General features: G+C 41.4%; 18 protein-coding genes and 3 tRNA genes. 14 read left to right on the forward strand and 7 right to left on the reverse strand.

What is annotated here, in order from left to right; all coding sequences use genetic code 11:
- Positions 1-69: 69 nt before the first annotated feature.
- Positions 70-1,812 (forward strand): sensor domain-containing diguanylate cyclase, encoded by a 1,743-nt coding sequence (locus tag C727_RS18170; RefSeq protein ID WP_017444975.1) that lies wholly within the window; start codon positions 70-72, stop codon positions 1,810-1,812.
- Here C727_RS18170 and C727_RS0107325 read toward each other — a convergent pair.
- The 4 genes from C727_RS0107325 to C727_RS0107340 form a co-directional block, all read right to left on the reverse strand.
- The gene (locus tag C727_RS0107325; RefSeq protein ID WP_017444976.1) at positions 1,783-4,893 is read right to left on the reverse strand and encodes an error-prone DNA polymerase; all 3,111 of its coding nucleotides are present in this window, start codon (positions 4,891-4,893) and stop codon (positions 1,783-1,785) included. The genes C727_RS18170 and C727_RS0107325 overlap by 30 nt on opposite strands.
- A complete protein-coding gene (locus C727_RS0107330; RefSeq protein WP_017444977.1) occupies positions 4,877-6,289 on the reverse strand; it encodes a Y-family DNA polymerase in 1,413 nt (470 codons plus the stop codon). Before C727_RS0107330 ends, C727_RS0107325 begins: the two co-directional genes overlap by 17 nt.
- On the reverse strand, positions 6,286-6,921 hold the full coding sequence (locus C727_RS18175) for a hypothetical protein (protein WP_017444978.1): 636 nt from the start codon (positions 6,919-6,921) through the stop codon (positions 6,286-6,288). Before C727_RS18175 ends, C727_RS0107330 begins: the two co-directional genes overlap by 4 nt.
- A gap of 134 nt (positions 6,922-7,055) precedes the next feature.
- Complete coding sequence (locus C727_RS0107340) at positions 7,056-8,336, reverse strand: ammonium transporter (RefSeq protein WP_017444979.1); 1,281 nt, start codon at positions 8,334-8,336, stop codon at positions 7,056-7,058.
- Positions 8,337-8,570: 234 nt separating this feature from the next.
- On the opposite strand from C727_RS0107340, the gene acs reads away from it, so the two are divergent.
- Positions 8,571-10,514 carry an acetate--CoA ligase gene (acs, locus tag C727_RS0107350; RefSeq protein ID WP_017444981.1) on the forward strand — a complete coding sequence of 648 codons (1,944 nt, stop codon included), beginning with the start codon at positions 8,571-8,573 and terminating at the stop codon, positions 10,512-10,514.
- A 38-nt stretch (positions 10,515-10,552) separates the two neighbouring features.
- Here the strand turns inward: acs and C727_RS0107355 are convergent, their stop codons facing one another.
- Together C727_RS0107355 and C727_RS0107360 are read right to left on the reverse strand one after the other, a co-directional pair.
- Positions 10,553-11,545, reverse strand: coding sequence for an alpha/beta fold hydrolase (locus C727_RS0107355; protein ID WP_017444982.1), 993 nt, complete (start codon positions 11,543-11,545; stop codon positions 10,553-10,555).
- Positions 11,546-11,613: 68 nt separating this feature from the next.
- The gene (locus C727_RS0107360; protein WP_017444983.1) at positions 11,614-12,384 is read right to left on the reverse strand and encodes a siderophore-interacting protein; all 771 of its coding nucleotides are present in this window, start codon (positions 12,382-12,384) and stop codon (positions 11,614-11,616) included.
- A 70-nt stretch (positions 12,385-12,454) separates the two neighbouring features.
- On the opposite strand from C727_RS0107360, the gene C727_RS0107365 reads away from it, so the two are divergent.
- From C727_RS0107365 to C727_RS18185, 12 genes are all read left to right on the forward strand, one after another.
- The gene (locus C727_RS0107365) at positions 12,455-12,940 is read left to right on the forward strand and encodes a MarR family winged helix-turn-helix transcriptional regulator (protein ID WP_017444984.1); all 486 of its coding nucleotides are present in this window, start codon (positions 12,455-12,457) and stop codon (positions 12,938-12,940) included.
- The gene (gene nagA / locus C727_RS0107370; protein ID WP_017444985.1) at positions 12,937-14,085 is read left to right on the forward strand and encodes an N-acetylglucosamine-6-phosphate deacetylase; all 1,149 of its coding nucleotides are present in this window, start codon (positions 12,937-12,939) and stop codon (positions 14,083-14,085) included. The genes C727_RS0107365 and nagA overlap by 4 nt, the downstream gene beginning before the upstream one ends.
- Before the next feature lie 204 nt (positions 14,086-14,289).
- Positions 14,290-14,382: transfer RNA gene (locus C727_RS0107375), tRNA-Ser, on the forward strand.
- A 13-nt stretch (positions 14,383-14,395) separates the two neighbouring features.
- Positions 14,396-14,472, forward strand: a tRNA-Arg gene (locus C727_RS0107380).
- Between the two features lie 22 nt (positions 14,473-14,494).
- A tRNA-Arg gene (locus tag C727_RS0107385) sits at positions 14,495-14,571 on the forward strand.
- A 202-nt stretch (positions 14,572-14,773) separates the two neighbouring features.
- Positions 14,774-15,034, forward strand: a complete 261-nt coding sequence (locus tag C727_RS0107390) for an oxaloacetate decarboxylase subunit gamma (protein WP_017444986.1) — start codon at positions 14,774-14,776, stop codon at positions 15,032-15,034.
- Between the two features lie 17 nt (positions 15,035-15,051).
- Positions 15,052-16,845: a sodium-extruding oxaloacetate decarboxylase subunit alpha gene (gene oadA, locus C727_RS0107395; protein WP_017444987.1), complete on the forward strand. Its 1,794-nt coding sequence runs from the start codon at positions 15,052-15,054 to the stop codon at positions 16,843-16,845.
- A gap of 9 nt (positions 16,846-16,854) precedes the next feature.
- The gene (locus C727_RS0107400; RefSeq protein WP_017444988.1) at positions 16,855-17,988 is read left to right on the forward strand and encodes a sodium ion-translocating decarboxylase subunit beta; all 1,134 of its coding nucleotides are present in this window, start codon (positions 16,855-16,857) and stop codon (positions 17,986-17,988) included.
- Between the two features lie 178 nt (positions 17,989-18,166).
- Positions 18,167-18,754, forward strand: coding sequence for a hypothetical protein (locus C727_RS0107405; protein ID WP_017444989.1), 588 nt, complete (start codon positions 18,167-18,169; stop codon positions 18,752-18,754).
- Positions 18,755-18,848: 94 nt separating this feature from the next.
- Positions 18,849-20,198, forward strand: coding sequence for a MurL-like N-terminal domain-containing (locus C727_RS18180; protein WP_017444990.1), 1,350 nt, complete (start codon positions 18,849-18,851; stop codon positions 20,196-20,198).
- Positions 20,191-21,504 (forward strand): UDP-N-acetylmuramoyl-L-alanine--D-glutamate ligase, encoded by a 1,314-nt coding sequence (gene murD / locus C727_RS0107415; protein ID WP_017444991.1) that lies wholly within the window; start codon positions 20,191-20,193, stop codon positions 21,502-21,504. Before C727_RS18180 ends, murD begins: the two co-directional genes overlap by 8 nt.
- Before the next feature lie 103 nt (positions 21,505-21,607).
- Positions 21,608-23,482: an acyltransferase family protein gene (locus tag C727_RS18185; RefSeq protein ID WP_017444992.1), complete on the forward strand. Its 1,875-nt coding sequence runs from the start codon at positions 21,608-21,610 to the stop codon at positions 23,480-23,482.
- Positions 23,483-23,566: 84 nt separating this feature from the next.
- Here C727_RS18185 and C727_RS0107425 read toward each other — a convergent pair whose 3' ends face one another.
- Positions 23,567-26,686: a DEAD/DEAH box helicase gene (locus C727_RS0107425; protein ID WP_017444993.1), complete on the reverse strand. Its 3,120-nt coding sequence runs from the start codon at positions 26,684-26,686 to the stop codon at positions 23,567-23,569.
- Positions 26,687-26,721 lie beyond the last annotated feature (35 nt).

Genomic DNA, 26,721 nt, shown 5'->3' on the forward strand with positions numbered 1-26,721 from the left:
CATTTATAATTGTTGGTTTAAAAAGCTTATGCTATTTTGATAACGATACTAGTAGTCAGGATAGTTAAGATGATAAGCAGATTGGAACAAGGATTGTATATAGCGTTTTGTCTTTTTGCCATTTTAGGCGTCACCAAGCTACAAGCAGAGCCCATTTTTGTGAATGAACAGCCGGTAGAGCTGCGTCAATTTCCGACTCAATATTATGTAGATAACTCTCTACAGATGCCTTTGTCTCGAGTCATGTTTCAAACCTTTCAAGCAGATGACAATCAAATTGCTTTGGGCATTGATAATCGTCGCGTTTGGAATCGGATGCAAATTTGTAATACCTCGACCCAGCCTCGTACCTTGTATCTGCATCATCCGTTTGCCTACCATACTGAGCAAATTGAGTTTTTCCAATTAGAAAATGAGCAGATCATACGTCAATATTATCTAAACATGGATCAACCGGAGACATTTGAGTTTTTGGTTGGCGAAGTGGCTGTATTTTCTTTTATTTTATCGCCTGATACTTGTTCTCAGTTGTATCTGCAAACTCAAACTTATTCTCACCAATGGTTTAAATTAGATATTTTTGACCAAAAACATTCACTCTCTGCGTTAGTGGGGAGCCGTACGGATATCGCGTTATTAGTCGGTATGCTAATGGCGTTGATTATTTATAACTTTTTACTTTATATATCGGCTAGGCAAAGAGAAAATATTTTTTATAGCTTATATCTAATTTCAGGTGCGGTTTGGATAGCGCTTTCGTATGGTTTATTTGCAAACTTTTTCGGCTGGGTGGGATTGGCTGTTATGCAACTCCATATGTCACTGGTTTGCATGCCCATATTTTTAATACTTTTTATGATGTCGATATTTGAAACTAGACAAAATTATGCGATAGAGCATAAAGCGCTTATGTTTATGTTGACTCTTTTACTGTTAGAGTTGGTTTATAGCGTTTTTGACATCATTGGAGCCATGAAAATTGCAAGTAGTTTAGCGGCTTTAATGATGCTAGTGACCATTAGTGTTAGTATTAGTTTGTGGCGAAAGGGTAATCCTTTGGCGCCGTTATTTTTAATCGGTCATATTCTGTTTGTTATATTTAATGGCTTGTCGGTACTCTATTACAAGGGCATTTTAGACTTTCATTATATCACCTGTTATGGTGTCGGTATTGGCATCACCTTAGAAGCTTTAATGCTGGCTTTCATTTTATCTTATCGATTAAAAATATTAGAAGGTTTAAAAGAATCACAAGAAAAATTAAAACAGCAAGCATCAACAGATGCGATGACGAATTTATATAATCGCCGCTACTTTAATGATAATGCAGCTTCTCAGATCAAAGCCTCGCTGGCAAAGCAGCAGCCAGTGTGCATTTTATTATTAGATATCGATAAGTTTAAACGCATCAATGACGGCTATGGCCATCAAACTGGCGACGAAGTGATTGTTGATTGTGCGCAAACCATCCTCAATAATTTAAGGGCCAGTGATTTAGCCGCACGTTTTGGGGGAGAAGAGTTTATTTTGTTACTGCCGAGCTGCCCGTTGGCGCAGGCTGAGCAGATAGCGCAAAAGATCCGAAACTCAGTTAAACAAAATAAAATTGTCAGTTTTGTGGGGCATGAACTCACTTATACAGTGAGTATAGGCATTACCCAAATAACCGAATTAACGGCAGGCAGTAGTGTTGAAGATTTTATTCATCAAGCTGATAAAGCGCTCTATCAAGCGAAAGAGCAGGGGCGTGATCGCATTTGTTGTTATAGCGCAAATGATGCGTTAATGGAAATCGCGGGCGCGCGTATCTAACGCCTGCAGCCAATGACTGATATCCTGCAAGCGCCCCGCAATAATATGGATTACGCCGTCAGAGATTTCTATAGTGCCAGTGACCCTAAGTAATTTGGCTTGAGTAACTGCTTTAATTTGCGCTTGTACGCTGGCTTTCCAGACAATCACATTGATACTCCCTGTTTCATCTTCTAACGTTATAAAAGTGATCCCAGCGGCGGTCCCCGGACTTTGCCGTGCTGTAACCACCCCAGCAACCTGAATGATACTTTTATTTTTCTGGACGGCTAATTTTTCAGCACTAATGGTATTTAATAATGAACCTTGTTGTTTTAACCAAGCAATCGGATGGTGGTGTAGACTCAAACCAGTTGCTGCATAATCTTCTAACATGTTAGCCAATGGGTCAGGCGCTATTAAATAACCAGCATTTTCTGTTTTTTCGGCAATACTTTGGTTAAATAATGGCAAACTAGCTTGACTGTCCATCAACTGCCAGCGAGCTTGATACCTATGCTCACTTAATTGGTGTAAAGCACCAGCACTGGCTAAAGCGGCTAAATCATTTTCTGCTAATGATAATTGATGTAATTGATTTAGTCGGTGAAACGTTTGTTGCTGGCGTGCTTGTAGGAGAGTGTCGATCGCAGTTTGACTCAAACCTCTCACTAAGTTAAAACCCAAACGGATTGCAAAGGTGTTTTCATTATTTATTTTTTCTAACGTATGTAAACGCTCACTATGGTTAATGCAAACAGGGTTAAATGTTATGCCATGACGTTTGGCATCGGCTATTAATTGAGCGGGAGGGTAAAAGCCCATTGGCTGACTGTTTAATAAAGCACAATAAAAAGGGGCAGGGTAATAGTACTTAAGCCAAGCAGAAACATAAGCCAGCACCGCAAAGCTGGCCGAATGGGATTCCGGAAAACCGTACTCAGCAAACCCGCAAATTTGGCTGAAAATACGCTCGGCATAATTTTGCTGATACCCCCGTGCCAACATGCCTGTTAATAGTTTTTTGCGAAATTTTTGTAATAATCCATGTTTTTTCCAGCTTGCCATTGCCCGCCTTAACCCATCAGCCTCACCACCACTAAAACCGGCTGCAACCATTGCCAATTTGATCACCTGCTCTTGAAATACAGGCACGCCCAAGGTACGAGCTAATACTTCGCGAGTGGCTTGTGAAGGGTAATCCACACTTTCTAAACCATTACGACGGCGTAAATAAGGGTGCACCATATCACCTTGAATCGGTCCTGGCCTTACAATTGCAATTTGAATGACTAGGTCGTAATAACACTTGGGTTTTAACCTAGGTAACATACTCATTTGCGCGCGAGACTCGATTTGAAATACCCCAATGCTGTCGGCGGCCTGCAGCATTTGATACACTTTGGCGTCATCTCCTAATGCAGTAATATCTGCGAGCTCTAAGGTGCGCTGGTAGTGTTGTTTAATTAAAGCAAAACTTTGCTGTATTGCTGTAAGCATGCCTAGCGCTAAAATATCAACTTTTAATAAGCCCAAACTTTCAAGATCATCTTTATCCCATTGGATCACAGTTCTATCTGGCATGGCGGCGTTTTCAACAGGTACCAGTTCATGTAATGGCCCGGCAGAAATAACAAATCCACCCACATGTTGACTCATAAAATTAGGAAAGCCATACAAACCTTCAGTTAATTCGATTAAATGCTGGTAATGTTCGCTGTTTTTATCCAAAGGCAACTTAGCCAGTTGCTGCTGCCAGCTCAACTCAGACTTGCGATGAATATTTTTTAATAAAAATTCAATTTGTTCGGCGGGTAAAGCCAAAGCTTTTGCGGCAGCTCTAAATGCGCTTTTAAATTTAAAAGTATGAATACTAGCCGCTAAAGCGGCCCGCTCACGACCATACTTTTGATAAATGTATTGATAAACTTCTTCGCGTCTATGATGCTCAAAATCAACGTCTATGTCTGGGGGTTCGCGGCGCTCTTTAGAAATAAAACGCTCTATTAAAACATCAATTTGGCGTGGGTCAACGGCGGTAATTTTAAGGCAATAACATACAATTGAGTTCGCGGCAGAGCCTCTGCCCTGATATAAAATATTGGCTTGTTGAGCAAAATTTACAATATCGTGAAGGGTTAAAAAAAAATATTCGTATTTTAACTCGGCAATTAATTTGAGTTCTTTGACTAGCGTTTTTAGTGTTTTAAAGCGAACTCCATCGGCAAATCGACTTTGCATTCCTTGTCGCACTAAATGTCGTAACCAGCGAGTTGCAGTATAACCTTTAGGGACTAATTCAGTGGGATATTGATAACTCACTTCAGACAAACAAAAGGCGCACTTTTGGGCGATTGAGCAGCTATTTTTTAAATGTTGGTAAGGGTATAAGCGCGCCAATGTTGTTCTTGCTAATAAACTTTGCTCGCTATTAGGAAGTAATTGATCTGCAAGTTCTCTCAGTGGCTGATTTAGGCGTTCAGCGGTTAACACATCAAGAATATGGCGACGCTTTTTGTCATGCATTTTAATAAAACCTGCTACCGTAATCGGCCAGTTATAATTTTGGCATAGCAGTTCAAGCTGTTGTATAAGGTGGTTATCTTTAAAGGTGAGTTGACGTCGATAGCTTAAATAAACAGGTATCTTAATCATTTGTTTTAATTTTTTTGCTGCGTTTGTTAACTCTGTTTGCCAGTACTCAATGTGCCAAAGCAATAAACAATGTTTTAATTCTGCAAGATCAGTTAATAATAATTGGTATTCACCTTTGTTACTGCGGCGGCGACAACGAGTGATTAATTGGCATAATTCGCTATATGCAGCTTTATTAGGACATAATAAAACGATTAACAGGTTTTGCTTAGTGGTGAGTGAAAAATGAAAATGAGCGCCAATAATGAGTTTAATATTTAACTGCTGGCTTTGCACAGCGCTATAGGCTTTCACAATACCAGCCAACGAGCACTCATCAGTGATCGCCAACGCTTGATAACCCAACTCGGTGCAGCGCTCAACAAGTTCATGCGGATGCGAAGCACTTTTTAAAAAACTATAGTTTGTTAGGCAAAAAAGCTCTGCATAATCAGGCAAACAAGGCATCTTGATACCATTTTAGGGTTGGGGTTTTTATTAAACGAATATATTGTTGTTGCTGGTTGATTGCATAAAAATAATCTTGTTGTTGCGCCTCTTGGCTCCACCAATGAGTGACCAAACGTTGCGGCCCAGCTAATAAGGTGAACTTTTGTTTATCTATCGCTTGGTGTTGACACAAATAGATAGGACCGGCATGTAATTGACTAAAAATCTGATAATTTTTAGGGAGTTGACTAGTTTGATGCCAAGCGATTGTGCGATAAGCATGTTTAAGGCGATAGTCTTTAACGAGTGCATATTTTGATATTTGTCGGCAGCGGCTACTTAAACGAGCAAATAATGTCTGTTTAGAGTGGTGGTCTTGCTGACTGAATAAATTTGTTTGGTTATTAGCTGCGGTTATAAATGTTTGACAATTCAATGTTAAATTAAGAACTGGGGCTGTTAGTTGAATTTTTTCTAGTTGATATTTGACTAATTCTAACCAAAGTCCGCTTTGTGCGCTTGCTTGCTGGCTGGTAATAACAATCTTTTTGGCTGGCTCTGTTCTAAAATGCAAAATTACAGATAAACGATCTGTGATCACTGCACGACGAGTTAAATAATTTTGTAATTGCATAAATAAACGACGCAGCGGAAATAACAAAGCTTCGGCTTGGCCAACTTCATACATAAGCTCTAACTCAGCAGTAAAATGTTCACTTGGCTGGTAATAGGTCGCCAGCTGCTGATCTGCTTGAAGTTCGGCGATCAGTTGATGCAACTCAGAGCCTAAATGACGACCGACCTGATAACTGGGCAAACGCTGCAAATCGGCAATGTTTTTAAATCCCATTCGGTGCAAGTTTTTTAATTGTTTTGCGGTCACGGGCAAACAGTTAATACTCAGTTTTGCCAGTGTTTGGCTACTTTTTTGTGTCTGCAGGCACAAATGACGAGCGGGCGCATGCTGAGCTAATAAACACGCTGCCAACTGGCTTGTGGCGCTGGCACTTTGATATTGATAATTAAAAGACTGCAAACAATCTTGAATCGCTGTGAGTAAGGAGGTTTCTGTTTGATAATATTGCAGCATACGATCACAGCGCAGAAGCAATCGATCACAACCTCCCACAACAATATCGGCGCAGACTTGGTACAGTGTTTGTGCCATCGTTTGAAGTTGTTTACGAGCAATCTCAGGTCGATATAACAAGAGTTTAGCGTCACTGAGCAATAAACAAGCCTGCGCAAAGTGACAGCCGGGCAGCACGCCTTTTTGCTGAGCCAAACTGCAGCTTTGCACGACTTGATAACTTTGTTTATCAACAATAATTACAGGGTGGTTTAGCGGCTCAGATTGCTGCAGCAAATAAGCATCTAATTGAAGTTTTGGAAAATATAACGCTAACCAAATCATCTGCGGTGACCTGCTAATTGTTCAAAAATATCTAACTGTAAAGAAGTGCCTGCCATGGCTCCGGTTATTTTGGTCACTGTGACCAGCAAGTGTGGCGGAGCTAATTTTAGTTTTAATTTAACATTAGCCTCGCTGTTTTTTTGTTTTGCATCGAGTTGGCTATCATGCAGCCAGAAGCAACGGCTGTTGCCTTTTTCCGATGCTAGTTTTAAGCGTCGGCACTGCTGGCGGTTTAAATGGCCATGCCATAATAAAACCGCTTCACACAAAGCATGGCTGAGGGCTTGCTCTGTCAACCACAGGGCATGTTCGGGCTCGTTGCAAATATAAAGTTGATTTAGATTAAGACCCTGTTCATTTAGCTGCCAAGGATTCAGTAAAAAAGGGGGGTTAACCATAAAAATCATTTTTTCAGCGGCCACTGTTTGCTGGGTAAGCGAAGGCAAAACGAGAGCTAATTCGCCACTGCCTGAGCCTTCATAGCCAAGTTCAATCAGTCCACTCTGCGGCCATCCACCCATGAGAGCATGATCAAGCCGGGCAAAACCAGTGGTCCGTTTAGGTTGATGGATCTGGTGCTGGCGTGCATACCAGATCTTGGATGATTTAATTAGGTTATTTATACTGTTCATGTATACAGTATTTTATTTTTTTACTCATTTTGCAAGTAGATTTTGAGCCTCAAATACATTAATAACCAGAGTAGAAGCAAAAAAAAGCCCGCTGGTTTCGGCAGCGGGCTGGATAAAAGATTCAGTAGTATTTTTTAAAGGTTGTAGCCTCTTTCTTCGTGGCTGACAATGTCTAAACCTTGGTTTTCTTGCTCGTGTTCTACGCGTAAACCTTGTGTTAAACCACTAGTGAGCTTAAGTAAAATAAAGCTGACCACTGCGGTATATGCAAAGGTAGCTAAAATCCCAATTACCTGAACAGTCAGTTGATCACCAATTGATTGGTTATCGCCACCAAAACCGTAACCGCTGAAGATCCCTAAATCAGGCGAGCAGAAAATGCCTGCGAGGAAGGTACCCAAAATACCACCGACACCGTGAACTGGAAACACATCTAAGGAATCATCAATTTTCCATTTGTGTTTAATGGCATTGGTGGCGTAAAAACAAACGATACCTGCTAATAAACCAATTATTAATGCAGCTGCTGGACCCACAAAACCAGATGCCGGTGTGATCGTACCTAAACCCGCAACCATACCAGTGACAATCCCTAGTACTGACGGTTTACCAAACTTTTTCCACTCTAACGCAGCCCAAGTTAAAGAACCTGTAGCGGCTGAAATATGGGTTACTAAAATTGCCATTGCGGCATCTCCACTGGCTGTTAATGCACTGCCGCCATTAAAGCCATACCAACCGACCCATAACATACCAGCGCCGGCTACTGTCATAGTCAGGTTATGTGGTATCAGGTTAACGCTACCAAAACCATGGCGGTTTTTAATGACCATAGCTGCCACTAAAGCGCCAACCCCTGCGGTAATGTGGACGACTGTACCTCCGGCAAAATCTAATAAGCCCATATCGGCTAGCCAGCCGCCACCCCACACCCAGTGGCAAATAGGTAAATAGACTAATATTAGCCAGCTGGTGGTAAAAATTAATACCGAAGAAAACTTCATACGCTCAGCAAAACCACCAACAATTAATGCTGGGGTAATAATGGCAAAAGTCATTTGAAAGACAAAAAAGAGGACTTCAGGGATGCTACCCGAAGCTGTGGTTTTGTCTATACCATTTAAAAAAGCTTTAGAAAAATCACCAATAAAAGCATTGCCTTCACCAAAGGCTAAACTATAGCCAAATGCTAGCCAGATAATAGAAGCAATGCACGCAATTGCAAAACACTGCATCAGCACCGAAAGAACATTTTTACTACGCACTAAACCGGCGTAAAAAAAGGCTAAACCTGGCAGGGTCATAAATAATACTAAAGCAGAGGCGGTTAGTATCCAGGCAGTATCACCTGTATCTATGGTATCGGCAACCGCCGACATCGGCAGTAAACTTAGTAGGATTAAAAATACTCGCATTTTATGTTTCCTATGGGGTTAAAAATAAAATTTATTTACGGCAGTCAATTTTATGGCTGGCACTATTTTGTTGTTATTTTAAGCACAAGTGAACAGAGTTTGCTCAAATGCGGTGCGTAGAATAGCAGAGTTTGCACCTTTTGGGATCAATTACATTAAACGAAAATAAATCGTTGAACTATTGTTATAACTGTATGACTATATTTAAAGAAGTGACTAACAAAGGGAGAAAAAATGAATCAAAATAAATATCCAGTCAGTGCCGCTCAAGCTGAACAAAGTTTAATTAATAACGAACAATACCTAGCTATGTACCAAGCTTCAGTCGACGATCCTGAAGCTTTTTGGGCTGAGCAGGGTAAACGATTAGATTGGATCAAACCTTATACCAGCGTTAAAAAAACTGAATTTAATAAAGCTCAGGTAGCTATTAGTTGGTTTAGCGATGGCCAGTTAAACGCTTGTTATAATTGTATTGATCGACATTTAGCTGATAAAGCCGATCAAGTGGCCCTTATTTGGGAAGGGAATAGCCCTGAGATTGATAAGCGTGTGACTTATCAGCAAATGCATGATGAAGTGGCAAAAATTGCGAATGGCTTAAAATCTCTTGGCATTAAAAAAGGCGATTGTGTTGCCATTTATATGCCGATGATTTGCGAAGCTGTTTATGCCATGCTGGCTTGCGCCCGTATCGGTGCTGTGCATACTGTGATATTTGCTGGTTTTTCACCCAATGCAATTGCTGATCGTATTGTTAATTGCCAAGCAAAAGTTGTGATCACATCCGATGAAGCCAAACGTGGTGCTAAAGTTGTTACATTAAAAGATAAAGTGGATGAGGCGCTTGCTCGGCAAGACGTCAGCACAGTGGAACATTGTTTGGTATTTAAAAATACAGGAGCAGACATCAGCTGGAACGAATCAATTGATGTTTGTGCCGACAAGCTAGTGGCCGAGCAATCAAATGAATGCCCTTGCGAAGTGATGAATGCCGAAGACCCCTTGTTTATTTTATATACTTCAGGTTCAACTGGTCAGCCAAAAGGTCTTTTGCATACCACTGGGGGATATTTAGTTTATGCATCTATGACTCATGAGTATATTTTTGATTATCAGCCAGGCGACATTTATTGGTGCGCAGCTGATGTAGGCTGGATCACTGGACATTCTTATATAGTGTATGGCCCACTTGCAAACGGCGTCACTCAGGTGATTTTTGAAGGTGTACCTACTTACCCTGATTGTGGCCGCATGGGCGATATTGTCGATAAGCATAATGTGAGTATTTTATATACTGCACCAACAGCCATTCGAGCTTTAATGGCGAATGGTGATTTAGCTTACAAAAATAATCATCGGAAAAGTTTACGGTTATTAGGTAGTGTGGGTGAGCCAATTAACCCTCAAGCCTGGCAGTGGTATTATGAAAATATCGGTAATAGCAAATGCCCGATTGTTGATACTTGGTGGCAAACTGAAACAGGCGGAATAATGATCACCCCACTTCCAGGGGCTACCGCTCTTAAACCTGGTTCGGCAACTCGGCCATTTTTTGGCATAAAACCCGCGTTGGTGGATGAAAAAGGCTGTGAGCTCAATGGTCAAGCGGAAGGTAACTTAGTGATAAAAGATTCATGGCCTGGCCAAGCACGAACCATTTATGGCGATCATGAAAGATTTATACAAACTTATTTTTCGACTTACCCAGGTTATTATTTTAGCGGTGATGGCGCACGTCGAGACGAAGATGGTTATTATTGGATCACGGGTCGGGTTGATGATGTGTTGAATGTTTCTGGCCATCGTTTAGGGACAGCCGAAATAGAAAGTGCATTGGTTGCTCACCCTAAAGTTGCTGAAGCGGCTGTAGTGGGTTTTCCGCATGATTTAAAGGGGCAGGGTATTTATGCCTATGTGATCCCAATGGCAGGCACTGAACTAAATGATGAACTGAGCAAAGATCTGGTGGCTTGGGTACGTCAAGAGCTCAGTCCTATTGCCACCCCAGATAAAATTCAATGGGCACCGGGTTTGCCAAAAACACGCTCTGGTAAAATTATGCGTCGTATCTTACGTAAAATTGCCGAAAATGATTTTCAGGCATTGGGTGATACTAGTACTTTGGCCGACCCCAGTGTGGTTGATAAACTGATTGAAAATCGTTTAAACCGTTAGCTGGCTTGCCCGGCTGCGATCCAGCCGGGTCAGCAAAGTTATAATAGGTGTTTTAATAACTCGCGATGAAAACGCTGAGGTTGCTGTATATGAGGAGAGTGGCCAAGATCTGAAAATTCGATTAATTTTGCATTCGGAATGTGACTGGCTGCTTGTTCCCCCAACACTGAATAATCGCCTAAGGTTTTTTTAACGGCATCAGATGCACGATTTTTACCAATTGCGGTGTTATCTAATTCACCAATTAATAATAAAGTAGGGACTTGTAGCTGTTTAAATTCATGCACCACAGGTTGGGTAAAGACCATATCTGAGGTGAGTGCTTGATTCCACGCGATTATTTTTTGCCCAGGCCCAGCATACATGCCGGCTAACATATCAACCCATTGATCATATTCAGGCTTCCATTGGCCGACATAATAAGTGTTTTGCTGATAGCTTTTTATGCCCGCTCGGGTTTTTTTAAGCTCAGCATGATAGTTTTGGGAAACCGTTGCATATGGCACTCCTTTAGCCTGCCAGTCTTCTAAACCAATAGGATTGACTAAAATGAGCTGATTAGTGTGCTCTGGATACATAAGTGCATACCGGGTGGCTAACATCCCCCCCATGCTATGCCCCATAATGCTGGCTTTTTTAATATTTAAATGCGTCAATAATTGATGGGTATTAGCTGCCAGTTGATGCAAACTAAACTGATATTGTTTTAGTTTAGATGATTTACAAAACCCAATTTGATCAGGGGCTATGACTCGATAACCGGCTTGGCTGAGTTGCTGTATACTGGTTTGCCAAGTCGCGGCGCAAAAGTTTTTACCATGCAATAAAACAATGGTTTGGCCATTGGGATCTTTTGCTGCAACATCCAAATAGGCCATTTTTACCGCTTGTTGCTGCGAATTAAACTTAAAAAATTTCACTGGGTAGGGGTATTCAAACCCGGTTAATTCTGGACCGTATTTTTTTTGTGCGCTGGCTGTAAAAGTCAGCAGTAAACATAATATACACATTAGATAACGATTAAACTGCATCTTAAACTCCTTTTGGTTTACCCCATGTGACCATGAGCGGCTAAGATAGTTCGCCAACTGTATGTTACCTAACCCTGCTGCTTTAATTCAGTTAATTTGTCAGCATTGGTGCCCAGCTTCCAATAGGCACTGGCGTACAAATTACGCCGTGATAGATTCACGTCCTGTTGCAGGTAATTTTTAACTAAACGCAAACAGCCAGCTTCAGTGGCAATAAAAGCTTTAGTTTTTTGTGGTAACTGGGGGATTTGCGCCAGTGATTGCAATAATATTTGATTACACTCGGTTTGCTGCGGATTTATGATCCAGTGAATGATTTGATGGTTATTGTGAGCTTGCAGAGCATCATTTTGATAAGCCATTGCATCTGCCTCTGTTGGCACCATCAGATAGACTTGCGCTGGTGTGTTTGCGGGTAGTAAGTTTAAATAGGCTCGAATGGCATTTATGGAAGTGATATCACCGATGAATAAATAATGCTCAGCACTAAAGTTATCTAACTTCTTTTTACCCGGCCCGGCAATATATAAAGTTTCACCGCCTTGGAGCTGTCCAATTAACTGAGTTGCAGGTCCGTTGTGGCGATTGACCACGGCATCAAAAACCAATGTTTTGTTTACCGCATCAAAGCTATGTACAGTATAAGAGCGCTTTGGACTAAATAAATTCGGTTTTTTTCCTTGATGAGTAATAAACAACTTAAAGTACCGCCCCTCAGTGTCAGCCGGCCAATTGGCGAATGCATCAGCGCTGATCGTGATGCGCTGGATATGAGGTGAAAAACACTCACAGTGCAGCACTTTAGCTGCTATTAAATTTGCTTTTTTGGGAGAAATCATATTATTGCTAGCCTTTAAAAATATTAGTTGATAAAATCTACCAATTAAAGATACGAGCAAATGGTAGACTATGTCAACTAAGAAGCAATCACAGTCAGCCGATTGGTTGCACGAAACTGTTTTTAATTTAGTTCATGCGTATAAAACCCGTATTCGGCAATCAATTAACGCGCAAGCTTTAGGGTTAAATGGTATGCATGTGCGGGTGTTAAATGTTTTAAATGCGGATTCAGATGTCTGTACCGCCAACGATATTGTGCACAAGTTAAATCGAGATAAAGCTCAGGTGGCGCGATTGATTAAAGACCTCATAAAGTTAGGGTTTGTTGATAAATGCCAAAACCCAGCCGACAAACGCAGCCAAATAGTGCGATTAACCCAAGCTGGACTGAGCTTGATTGAGCAGGTCAGCGCAGCCCAAGATAAGGTACTCGATTGTATGACAAAAGATATACCAGATGAAGACTTACACCAATTTAAAAACATCATGGACAAACTCGTTGTCAATCTGCAACGGGATGAAAGCAATACTGATTCAATTTCGGAGTCTTTATGACAATCACTACTTATCGTCCAGAAAAGATGTTTGATGGTGAGGCTTTTTATCTACAGCCATTTATTAGTGTTAAAGACGGGGTCATTATTGATATACAGACACAAGGTGCCAACCACCTAGGTCCTATCATTGAACTCGATGGCGTATTGGTACCAGGGTTTATTGATGTGCAAGTGAATGGTGGGGGAGGCGTACTCTTTAACAATGCGCCACAACCAGAAAGCTTGCTGCAAATGATAAAAGCTCATAGTCGGTACGGCACAACTGCGCTGCTAGCCACTTTGATTACCGACGACATTAGCGTTATGCAAGCGGCTGCAGATGCAGTTGCTTACGCACGCAAAAAACAATTTCCCGGCATTTTAGGCATCCACTTTGAAGGCCCGCATTTATCGGTCGCTAAAAAAGGCGTGCATCCGGCCAACCTGATACGGCCGATATCGACGGCTGAATGGCAATTATTTGAACGAACTGATTTGGGTATAAAAAAAATTACCGTTGCGCCAGAAAATATCTGTCCTAGGGATATTCTCAAGCTCACTGAGCTGGGTTGGGTGGTTTCGCTGGGTCATAGCAATGCCACCGCAGAGCAGGTGAATGCAGCATTGGCTGCTGGTGCAACGGGGTTTACCCACTTGTTTAATGCGATGTCGCCGTTAACCAGTCGTGAACCCGGCATGGTGGGCGCTGCGTTAGAGGCAGAAGCAGCCTATTGCGGTATTATTTTAGATAATCATCATGTGCATCGTCAGTCTGCGCGGTTAGCATGGAAATTAAAAGGTTCTGCTAAGTTAGCTTTGGTTACAGATGCGATGGCGCTTGTGGGTAGCCATCAAAATAGCTTTGAGCTATTTTCAGAAACCATAACACGGCAGGAAGACAAACTCACCACTTATACGGGCCAGCTTGCTGGTTCACACTTATCTATGGCTCAAGCTTTAAATAATGCCGTCAATCAATTTGGCATTCCGTTTGCGGATGCGTTAATTATGTTAAGCCGGACTCCGGCAGCCTGGCTTAAACAAAGTGATTATCTGGGTCAGATAAAAATAGGTCGGCAAGCTGATTGGGTGTTATTAGACAAAGAATTAAATGTTCGCCAAACATTTATTAAAAATCAGCCAGTCGAAAAGCTTTTTACCTGATTGTTATGAAACTTTCATTTATTGAACCTAAGCTATATGCAAAAAAGGGTTTTAACCTGCATGAAAAATAATCAAAAGAGAGTGTTTGGTTAAACAATGCACGTATATCGATTAAAAAATAAGTAAACAACCAAAAAGTTTGTCTTTTTTCTAAAAAAGGTTTGACAAGATTCTCAGAATCATTAATATGCGCCCCACGAAAACGGTGAGATGGCCGAGAGGCTGAAGGCGCTCCCCTGCTAAGGGAGTATAGGGTTTGTAGCCCTATCGAGGGTTCGAATCCCTCTCTCACCGCCATTTTCGTAATAGTGCGCGTGTAGCTCAGCTGGATAGAGTACCTGGCTACGAACCAGATGGTCGGAGGTTCGAATCCTTCCACGCGCGCCATTTTCTTCTTGTTTTACGCAGCGCGCGTGTAGCTCAGCTGGATAGAGTACCTGGCTACGAACCAGATGGTCGGAGGTTCGAATCCTTCCACGCGCGCCATTTTTCCCTCTTTTTATTACATCAAATCTTTCTTTTTTTACTCCCGGATACGCGATAGGTGGCAGAAAAGCTTTATCATCAGCTATGATGCTTTTTCGTGTAATTCTCTGCTATGATTAGCATCAGACGGATCTGAAACCAATAGACAGTTTATTTAGAACCCTTGGCTGAAATCAGCCATTAGTAATAAAAGAGACGGTATATGGAAAACAACTTAGGTGCTTTATTATTCGAAGCAGCCAATCTGTTACTCATTGGCATGGGTGTGGTATTTATATTTTTGACTATCCTCATCTTTTTAATCAAATTGATGTCTAGTCTGGTTGGTAAAAATGCGCCAACGCCAGCCGCACCTGTCGCGACCCCGAACATCAACAGAAATACTGGAAAATCTGCTCAAGATAAAAAAGTCGTAGCGGCAATTAGCGCTGCGGTTCACCAGTATCGTCAAGATAATAAATAATACTCAGGAGATATCATATGGCTAAACCACTTGCGATAACGGAGTTGGTATTAAGAGACGCCCATCAATCATTGTTAGCAACTCGTTTTCGTTTAGACGATATGTTGCCGATTGCAGAAAAACTAGATCAACTTGGCTACTGGTCAGTTGAAAGCTGGGGTGGTGCAACGTTTGATTCTTGTATCCGTTACCTTGGGGAAGATCCATGGGATCGTATCCGCGAATTAAAAAAGGCTATGCCAAATACCCGTCAACAAATGTTATTGCGTGGTCAAAACTTGTTGGGATATCGCCACTATGCGGACGATGTAGTTGAAAAATTTGTTGAACGTGCTCATAAAAACGGGGTTGATGTATTCCGTATTTTTGATGCAATGAATGATGTTCGCAATTTACAAACAGCGGTTAAAGCAGCGATCCAAGTTGGTGCTCATGCACAAGGTACTTTATCTTACACAGTGAGCCCTGTGCATACCATGGATATGTGGATCGAGATGGCTCGTAAGCTTGAAGACATGGGTGTTCACTCAATTTGCATTAAAGACATGGCGGGTTTATTAAAACCTTACGTAGTTGAAGAGCTGGTGACTAAATTAAAAGAAGCGGTTGATGTACCAATTGCCATGCAATGTCACGCAACAACAGGTTTAAGTACAGCAACCTATATGAAAGCCATTGATGCCGGCATTGACATGTTAGATAGCGCGGTCTCGTCTATGAGTATGACTTATGGTCACTCAGCGACTGAAACTTTAGTTTCTATTGTAGAAGGCACCGAGCGAGATACTGGCATCAAACTCGATGAAATGGAAGAAGTAGCTTCTTATTTCCGCGACGTCCGCAAAAAATACGCGAAGTTTGAAGGGGCTTTAAAAGGTGTGGATGCTCGTATTTTAACCGCTCAGGTACCTGGTGGCATGTTAACCAACATGGAAAACCAATTAAAAGAGCAAGGTGCAGCCGACCGTTTAGATGAAGTGCTAAAAGAAATCCCGCGTGTGCGTGAGGATTTAGGGTATATCCCTTTAGTTACACCAACTTCACAAATTGTTGGTACTCAGGCGGTCCTCAATGTTTTGACCGGCGAACGATATAAGTCGATCACCAAAGAAACCGCAGGTGTGTTAAAAGGCGAATATGGTCAAACTGCAGCGCCAGTGAATAAAGACTTGCAAGATCGTGTATTAGAAGGTGGTCAGCCAATTACCTGCCGTCCAGCGGATAATATCGAAGCTGAATTAGAAAAATTAACCGCCGAGTTAGACACAGCGGCAAGCGAAAAATCTATCAAACTAGCCGATGAAAAAATTGATGACGTGTTAACTTACGCATTATTCCCACAAATTGGTCTTAAGTTTTTAGAAAACCGCAATAACCCAGATGCGTTTGAACCTGCACCAAAAGCAGAAGACGCACAAGCAGATAATAAAGCTCAGCCAGCCGCCAGCGTGACGCAAGCCGGCCCTGCTGCTTACAGTGTACGAGTGGATGGCAAAGTTTATCAGGTTGAAGTGGCACCGAGTGGCGAAATTACCGATATCAAAGGTATGACAGGTGGCAGCGATGAAACTGTACCACAATCAACGTCGGTATCAGGTGCAGAAACTCTAAATGCGCCTTTATCGGGTAATATTTTTAAAATTAACGTAAACCCAGGTGACCAAGTGGCCGCAGGTGATGTTGTTATCATCATGGAAGCCATGAAAATGGAAACTGAAATTCGCGCAGCGAAAGACGGCGAAGTGGTGAGTGTTCACGTTAAAACAGGTGACTCAGTGCAATCTGGCGATCCTATGATCAGCCTGGCTTAAGGGAGCGTTATGGAAGGATTAATGACACTCTGGGCCTCCACAGGTATCGCAAATTTTCACTATCAACAACTGATAATGATTGCGGTCGGTTTTGGCCTATTGTACTTAGCTATTGCAAAAAAGTTTGAGCCATTATTGTTATTACCCATAGGGTTTGGTGCGGTCTTAACCAACATCCCGGTAGCCGGTTTTAGCGATCCGGGTGGGCTTTTATATTATGTTTACCATATCGGCATTGATACCGGCGTATTCCCACTATTAATCTTTATGGGTGTTGGTGCGATGACAGATTTTGGTGCGCTGATTGCGAACCCCAAAATGTTGTTATTAGGGGCAGCGGCGCAAACCGGTATTTTTGCCACTTTATTTGGTGCAATTTTATTAAACTTGATCCCTGGATTTGAGTTTACTTTAGCCGATGCGTCAGCTATTGCGATTATCGGTGGCGCTGATGGCCCTACCGCTATATTTTTAGCTTCGCGCTTGGCGCCAGACTTATTAGGTGCAATTGCGGTCGCAGCTTATTCATATATGGCTCTGGTTCCAATTATCCAGCCGCCAATTATGAAAGCGCTGACCAATAAAGAAGAACGTAAAATCGTGATGGAACAGTTAAGACCTGTTAGTCAACGAGAAAAAATTATCTTCCCGCTGATGGTGCTGGTTATTAGCTTATTATTGTTACCTGAAGCAACACCGCTTGTTGGTATGTTTTGTTTAGGTAACTTAATGCGCGAATGTGGCGTGGTAGACCGTTTGAGCAAAACGGCTCAAAACGAGCTGATCAACATAGTGACAATTGCGCTTGGTCTAGCGGTGGGTTCTAAACTCTCTGCAGAAGCGTTTTTAACCGTTGAAACTTTAGGTATCTTAGCATTAGGTGCTGTTGCCTTTGGTATTGGTACTGCCTGTGGTGTATTAATGGCCAAACTTATGTGTAAACTGAGCGGTGGTAAAATTAACCCACTGATTGGCGCAGCTGGTGTTTCTGCAGTGCCAATGGCCGCCCGAGTGGTGAATAAGGTTGGTTTAGAGGCAAATCCTCATAACTTCTTATTAATGCATGCTATGGGGCCTAACGTAGCCGGTGTACTAGGTTCAGCGGTTGCCGCTGGTATTCTGTTAGCTCTAGTCAGCCCATAAGCTTAGCTTGTTTAATTAGTTTTAAAAAGGGACCTCAAGGTCCCTTTTTTTGATCTCCTTTTTTGATCACAGTGTTAGTTAAATAAATTTAACTAGACTTTTGGTGGTCAAAAAATATACTAAATCAGGGGTGAATAATTTTTTAAACAAAAACGGATGTTAATATGTCGGAGGGAGTATGCTGTTAAGGGGAAAGTGGATTCTGTTAAGTTTATTGATTGTTTTAAACTTTAACGTTTTGAGTTATGCCAAAGATAGGGTGGCCAATACCCCGCGTGAACGGCTAATGGAATGTTTTCCTGAGCAGCAAGCGGTGGCGCAAGCCCAAAGGTGTGTTGGTGCCTGCCGGGTGCCTGAAAATGCCAGCCAAACACGGCAAAACCGCTGCTTGCACGCATATTACGACTATCGTAAAGCGGTTGGCAAATCCATTGTTGGTTTAGATTTAGCTGCGGTTGAATCTTTTCAACTTGATCAATTAATTGCGACTTTTTCAGTGCGCAATGGCCGCATTAATCAATTTAAGCTGGTCGGTGAGCAGTCTAAATTGGCTAAACGAGCCGCCAAGGTTTGTTCGTTTAAATTACCGTCAGCACAAAACAAAAGCTTTACTCATTTTCATCGTCAATTTAACGAGCAAATCCGTGCATTTCGTCAGCAAGGAAAGCAGGTTGCTTACAAACTGTCTGATATTCGTTGGTCGGAAGATGGTACAAAAGAGCGTTATCTTTGCCAAATCGGGCAGATTAGTGTAGTCGCGATTTAGCGACAGGAAAAAACCATCAGTTTGCGATATTTGACCATAAATTTTTTCACAACTCTTGTTACAATAGTGCTATTCGTTGCATGGAGTATTTAGCTTGAGTCATCAGCAAACATTTAGTTTTTTACCGGCAGACCTTAGCGCACAGGGGTTTACATTAAATTACCAATTAGGCGAAACCCTATTTAAAGAGCATTACCAAATTGAAGGCAGAGCGACTGACGTTGCAGCCGCTCTGTCAAATGACGAAGGGCATAAGCGATTAACTTATTTAAGTTTGGCCGCTGGGGTCAGTTATTTTAAATTAGCGCCCTTCAGTCAAATTAAAACGCCAATTAAAGATTTAGAGCGTGCCGAAAGTGAGTTTTTTAATAAACTTTATGTCAATGGTTTAGCCGAATTTGCTTATCGTAACCAGCTCGACTTAACGCAAGCTTGCCAATTTCCGGTGGGGCAAGGCGTGTCGGAAAATGCTAAAACCCGATCGCTACAGGATGCCAGCAGTCAAAATGAACAAAATGCATTGGTTTTGATCGGTGGCGGCAAAGATTCGCTCGTTTCTATCGAAAAACTAAAAGCCGCAGGCATCAAACAAACCTTATTTGCCGTTAACCCAGCGCAGCCTATTATCGATTGCATTAAAACCTCCGGTTTACCTTATATTTTTGTTCGCCGTCAGTTAGATCCAGAGTTATTTAAATTAAATGAAGCCGGTGCTTTAAACGGTCATGTACCTATTACTGCGATCATTAGTTTTACTGCTATGTTAGTGGCTTATTTGTTTGGCTTTACTGCGGTGATCACGTCAAACGAATCTTCTGCAAACGAAGCCACTTTAATCTTTAACGGTAGAGCAGTGAACCACCAATATAGTAAATCGTTAGAGTTTGAACAGGATTTTAAAGCGTTTTCGGTGTCGCATTTAAGCGATGACATAGATTATTTTTCGTTGTTACGACCCTATAGCGAATTTAATATTGTCAGTCAGTTTATTCGCCAACAGCATTATGATGACGTCTTTACCTCCTGTAATAGAGCATTTAAGCTGTACCATGAAAAGTCCAAAACACGCTGGTGTTTGTCTTGCCCTAAGTGTCATTTTGTTTATTTAATGTTTGCGGCACAACCGCTTTCAAGCGAACGCCTGCAGGCTATTTTTGCCGGTAACCCCTTATCTGATATTGGCAACCTAGACTCTTTTACCAGTTTGGTTGGACTAAGTGAACATAAACCCTGGGAATGTGTCGGTGAAAAATTAGAGTCTGCTGCCTGTTTGTATTTACTTGGACATAAGCCAAACTTTGCACAAAGTTCAGTGGTTAAAGCGCTATTGCCTGAAGTCATTGAGCATTATGGCGAGCCGCAATTAGAGCTTGCTGTGAAACACTTAACTCAATTACACGACCATTATATTCCTGACGCCTACTTGGAGGCATTAAATGGATAAGATATTAATTTGGGGATATGGGGTCGAAGGGCAAAGCAATTTAGCTTATTTGCAGAAAAAATACCCTAAGAGTGAATTTTTTGTATTAACGGATGAACATCAAAGCTCGCTTTGCCAAGCGCCGGATTCGTTAACTCTTCAATTTAACTATCTTTATGGCGACCAAGGTTTGGCTCGCTTAGCTGACGGAGAATTTAATTTAATTGTTAAGAGCCCAGGCATTTCTTTATATCGGCCAGAATTGCAACAAGCGTTAAAAAAAGGCAGCAAGCTGAGCTCTGCTATTAACCTATGGTATGCGGATAATCCAGATGCAAAAACCATTATAGTGACAGGGACCAAAGGAAAGAGTACCACGGCCAGTTTATTAAATTATTTAATGGCAAAAGCGCAACTGCAATCCACTATAGCCGGTAATATAGGTGTACCAATTTTGGCAACAGCCGCAGCGCCTGACTATACTATTTTTGAGCTATCTTCCTATCAATTAGCGGACTTACAAGCTCAGGTTGATTGTTTTATCGTATTAAATCTATATCCTGAGCATATTCCTTGGCATGGCAGTGAAGAGCAATATTATTTAGACAAACTGCAACCTTTATTAAACCAGCGTATTGAACATTGTATATTACGTGCAGACTCAAAACGTTTGCAGCAGTTGGCCAGTCCTCTTAAGGTTAAGCGCAGTGAGTTTAATTCGGTTATGGGTTTTCATGTAACAGATGGTCATTTGTATTTTAAAAATGAGCGATTAAGGCATAATTTTGCGTTAAAAGGCGAGCACAACTTACTTAACCTAGCGGCGTGTTTAACACTTTTAGTTGAACTAAAAGTTGATTGGCGACCCTTGTTAAATCAGATGCAGGATTTTGCCGCATTACCACACAGAATGCAGGAGCGATTAGCCGATAATGGCGTTCTTTATGTAAACGATAGCATATCAACAACACCAGACTCCTGTTATTGTGCCCTGCAAAGTTATCAAGATAAAAAGATTCATCTCATTTTAGGCGGCGATGAACGCGGTTTAGATTATCATTTATTGCTCACCCAATTAGCCGAGTTTAATATTCAGTCGTTGTCGTTAATCGGCACTACAGGTCAGCGGATCAGCGAGCAGCTCGCTAAAATGCCAGTCAATTTTAATTGGTGCTATCGACAAAACTTAAGCAATGCTATGCAGTATTTAAAAACGCAAGTAAAAGCGGGTGAGTGTGTATTATTGTCACCGGCTGCCCCCAGTTTTGATCAATTTAAAAACTATCAAGCTCGCGGCGACTTGTTTAATCAGCTTATCCAAGACTGATAAAGACCTATTAGGCCACCTTAACAGTCGTTTTTTTGCGTTGCATTCTGGCAAATATCTTCTACCCTGTATGAGTCAAATAATTTAAACATTGGTGTGGCTTATGCAGTATATAAAGGATATAACTGGATTAAGAGCGATCGCCGTTGTTGCAGTTGTACTGTTTCACTTGGATATTAGTTGGATGCCTGGTGGCTTTGCTGGCGTAGATGTGTTTTTTGTGATTTCTGGTTTTTTAATGACGGGGATCATTATAAAAGGGCTTGAAAAAGGTCGCTTTTCGATTCTCAAGTTTTATTTTGCTAGGGCAAATAGGATCATTCCCGCGTTGGCATTTTTATGTTTGGTGTTGGTTGTATTAGGCTGGTTTTTTCTAATCCCAATAGACTACAAAACGCTTGGCAAACATGTCTACAGCAGCTTAGGTTTTTTTTCTAATATGACTTATTGGGGGGAGTCGGGTTATTTTGACGCTACCTCGCACGAAAAATGGCTATTACATACTTGGTCGTTATCGGTTGAGTGGCAGTTTTACCTCCTATACCCATTGCTCTTGGTCGCGCTGAATCAATTTAGTTCGCTGAAAACGCTCAAAAGAGTCTTATTTGCTTTTACCGTATTGGGATTTGCATTGAGCGCTTTGCTTAGCCATTATTGGCTCAATGCTTCTTATTATCTGTTGCCAACCCGGGCTTGGGAGATGACGTTAGGCGGCTTAGCATTTCTCTACCCGTTTAACCTAAGCCAAAGGCAAAAAAAACTTTACCATTGCATAGGTTTAGCGGTAATCATAGCCGCGTATTTGTTTATCTCAGAAGGGGTCGCTTGGCCGGGGTATTTAGCGTTAATTCCGACACTCGGTGCGTTTTTGTTATTGCAAGCACAGCAAAATGATAGCATTGTGACTAATAATGCAATTTCACAAGCGTTAGGTCGATGGTCTTATTCTATTTATTTATGGCACTGGCCAGTGGTAGTTGCGAACTACTATTTTTTTGCAGACATTAAATATCTTTTTATTACTACAGCGGCTTCTGTTTTACTTGGTTATTTAAGCTACCGATACATTGAATCAATTCGATTTAATAATGATTTTTCAACATCAAAACAATACCTTAAATCTAAACTTTTATACTTTTCTGTGCTTGTAGCCGGCTGTGCCTATTTTGTCTTTTATATGGAGGGTATGAACGATAACAAGGAGGTGGCAAATTACTACGATAAATTAGCCTATCCCAAATATTGCCACATGGACTTAGCCAATATGCATAAAGCTGATGAGTACTTAAATTGTAAATTAGGTAACAAAGATCAAAAACCTATCGCTTTGTTATGGGGTGACTCTTATGCAGGCGCTTTAGACCCCTTTATTGAGCATATTATTGGCGATCACTCGGCGGTATCACGAACGACCTCGCACTGCACCCCCTCGTTAAAGTTAGATAAAATGCTTGGGCCTAACCCTGAATACTGTAAAAAGATCAGAGAAATAAATATGCTTGAGGTTGCACAAAAGCAGTACCCAGTTGTTTTTTTAGCGGGTCGCTGGGATCACTTAGTGAGTGAATACAAAGACGATGGTTTAACCTCCTTATTTGAAGCATTAGATTTTGCAGCAAAAAATGCCGAAGCTGTTTATCTTTTTGAACAGCCTATTCATTATAAAGAGAATGTGGTTAAACACTTTTTTAAGCAGAAAGTACTCCCTGCGTTAACGCGAGATGCAATACGAGATGATGATAAGGCGCAGGCCGTTAACCAGCTTATTTACCAAGAGTATTTAATGCGGCAATATAAAAATGTGTATTATATTAGCCGTGACATCCTTTATGGCGGTCGTGAACATAAGGATTACAATGATGAGAATTTACCTTACACCTACGACGTGGGCCATTTAAATATCAGTGGCAGTTTATCGGCTGCCAGACATTTTAAAAATTCTAAGCTATCAGAGCCGTTAGAGAATATTATCAAATGAGTGATAAAGTATTGTTTCACTTCCTTCAGTCGGCGTTTAGCGGCTGCTTATATTAAACACAAGCAACCGCTGAGCCTTGAGTTATTAAGCCGTTTTAAACAATTCTAATAAATCGTCGGCAGACATATCACTTAAACCGTCTTGTTTGTCTTTATTAAATAAGTTTTCGTTTAAGTCCTTTTTATTTTGTTGCATATGCAGTACTTTTTCTTCGATGGTATTTTGGCAAATCAGTTTATAGACAAATACGGGTTTGGTTTGGCCAATACGGTAAGCGCGGTCACTTGCTTGCGCCTCTGCAGCTGGGTTCCACCATGGGTCGTAATGAATAACCGTATCAGCGGCCGTTAAATTTAAACCTGTGCCACCGGCTTTAAGTGAGATTAAAAATACAGGGACTTCACAGTTTTGAAAACTGTCTATTTGACTTTGCCGATCACGGGTTTCCCCAGTCAGTTTGGCATAGGGCAGATTGATTTTTTTAAATCGTCTTTCGATAACCCCCAGCATTTTAGAAAATTGTGAAAAGATCAGAATTCGTCGGCCTTCTTCAATCATTTCAGGCACTATATCCATGAGGTATTCGAGTTTAGCTGAGTGTTTTGCTTCTTCAGAGACTGTAAAGTTAAGCAACTCAGGTGCACAGCAGATTTGCCGTAGCTTTAATAAAGCGTCTAAACACTCAAGTTGGCTTTTAGCTAATCCTTTTAATTGCAAAATGCTGCGTACTTTGTCTTCCATACTCGAACGAATGGCTTCGTACAAGGTACGCTGGGTTTCATCTAATTCGATGCGTTTAATGATTTCGGTCTTTTGGGGTAACTCTTTGGCGACTTCTTCTTTACGACGACGCAAAACAAATGGTGTTATCTTATGCAGCAAACGGGTCTGTGCTTCTTTGTCTTGCTGGTTTTCTATTGGTTTGCGGTATTCGCGACTGAATTTATGCTGATTGCCTAAAAAACCTGGCATTAAAAAATCAAATAAAGACCACAACTCCCCCAAATGGTTTTCAATCGGGGTACCAGACAGACAAATTTTATGATCGGCCGTTAGCTGCTTGATATTTTGCGTCATTTGAGCCCGCGGGTTTTTAATGTTTTGGGCTTCGTCTAAAATAATTAAACTAAAGTCTTGCTCGTATAAAAAAGCAAAATCCCGATTGACCAAAGGGTAGGTGCTGACAATCACATCATATTCGGCCATGGTATCTAAAATATCTTGCCGCTGGGTGCCCTGTGCGGGCGCTATTTTGAGAGCGGGTGCAAATTTTTGAGCTTCACTTATCCAATTACCAACTAAACTGGTTGGACAAATAATCAAAGCGGTTTTATGCAGTTGGCCATTGGCGCGTAAGAAGTCTAATAAAGACAGGGCTTGCAGGGTTTTCCCTAGCCCCATATCGTCGGCCAGAATGCCACCGAATTTGTAACAAACCAAAAAATTTAGCCAGTTGACGCCTTGCTGCTGGTAAGGGCGCAGCTTTGCATTCAGTGAGTTAGGTAATTCAATTTCTTCAATGCCATCAAAGTTTTTTAATAGGGTTGCCAAACGTTTAACATGCTGGCCACCAATACACTCGTTAATATCTGGTATTTGGTTTAACACATGAGCTTGGCGGGTGCTAAAGCGAGCCTGACGGTTACCGGATTCTTCTAATAAATTGAGGATAGGGAAGAGTTTTTCGAGTTTAACACGTATATATTGATGACGGCTTAACGCAAGCTTTACACGCCCTTTTAACGAGCGCCAGTTTTCGGTTTGTTTAAGCCAATTTACTAAAATTGGGATCAGGTCGATTTCTTCGTTGTCTATGGTTAATGACACTGAAATTTTGAACCAATCTTGTGTTTCATCAATTTTAATATCAAATTCAGGATCGTTAACCACCTGAATAGGTTTCACCCCCTGTTCAAACTCTACTTGCCAGCCCATAGAGTTTAATAATGGTAAAATTTCATCAAATATATTGACCCAAAATTGATCATAACGAACGCCAATTTCGGTATTGTAAAAAAATTCAAAGTCTTTACTTAATTGGCCGCTTTTAGTATGTGCAAACCCATAAGAGTCTAATAAATAAAAGGCTTTGCGCTCGGCTGCAGGATCTCTTTGAATCTGCACTATGTGATCGGATTTTTCCAGTTGCACAAAAGGCTCATTGACCAAACTCATTGGAATTTCGTGGTTTTGATATTTAAGCCTAAGGCGAGCCACATAACCTTGGGTATTCAAACCTATACGCAGCACGGGTGTTAATTTGTCTTGGATACGAACAATTGATTTTTCTAATGGTAAATCCAGCGTCAATTCGCTTAAATGAGTTTGTTGCCAGCTAGCAAATTCGAGCAGATCTTTTTGATCTAAGGCGGGTAAATGTAGTAGCTGGCAAATATCACGGCCACTTAGTTCGCTTGCAATAGGCCCCATAGTAAGGGTTTCGCTATCAATATACCATGGATGTTCAGTGGCAATTAAAAACCAGCGTCGAAGCGACTTCAACGAAAGTTGCAGTTTGAAGCGCTCTTTCTGCGCCTGCCAATCAATGTTAAGGGTTACACTTTCACCGAGTGAGAGTGCTTTTTTGTTTTCAGCATGCCAAAAGCATAAACCGCTATTGGCTAAGTCTGACAGGACTTTTGAATCGAGTTGTCTGGTTAACAAACGTTGGCTACGGCTCGGGAGCTGAGTTTGTGCATTCAGCCGCTGTTGAATTGTGCGGCTCAAGGTTTTTTGCATACCGGAAGCACCGGGATCAGCAATTAACTGGATTTGCATTTGAGTAAAACCACTCACCGGCTCAACGACAGGTTGCAGTACAAAACGCATTGAGCTGGCTGTCGACACGGCAAGTTGATTAGACTTTTGGCTCAGCTTTTGAGTGAGATCATCGGCTGATTTTTGCCATTGCGCAAACGCCGAGACAGGGGTTCTATCAATTAGATTTTTTGCTTCTGCCGCTATCAAAGTCGCCACTGCATGTTCACATTTGCCGCTATTGGTGCAGGTACATAAGCTAGAAAAATCGCTCTTGTCGATCGCTACCCGATATTGTTGATTGCGTGCTTCTACTACCGCTGTGACTGTATCTAATGAATCAATAGATTTTAATTTTTTCACCTGATCAGCAAGGTAAAGGTCCAGTCCTTTTTGATAGGTATTTTCTCCAAACTGTTCTGCCAGTTCTGCGTCTTGTACACTCATTAAAAACGATCGCCTGTTATTTGTGAATTTTGCGC

The sequence above is a fragment of the Gayadomonas joobiniege G7 genome (assembly GCF_000300815.1).
Classification (GTDB): Bacteria; Pseudomonadota; Gammaproteobacteria; order Enterobacterales; family Alteromonadaceae; genus Catenovulum; species Catenovulum joobiniege.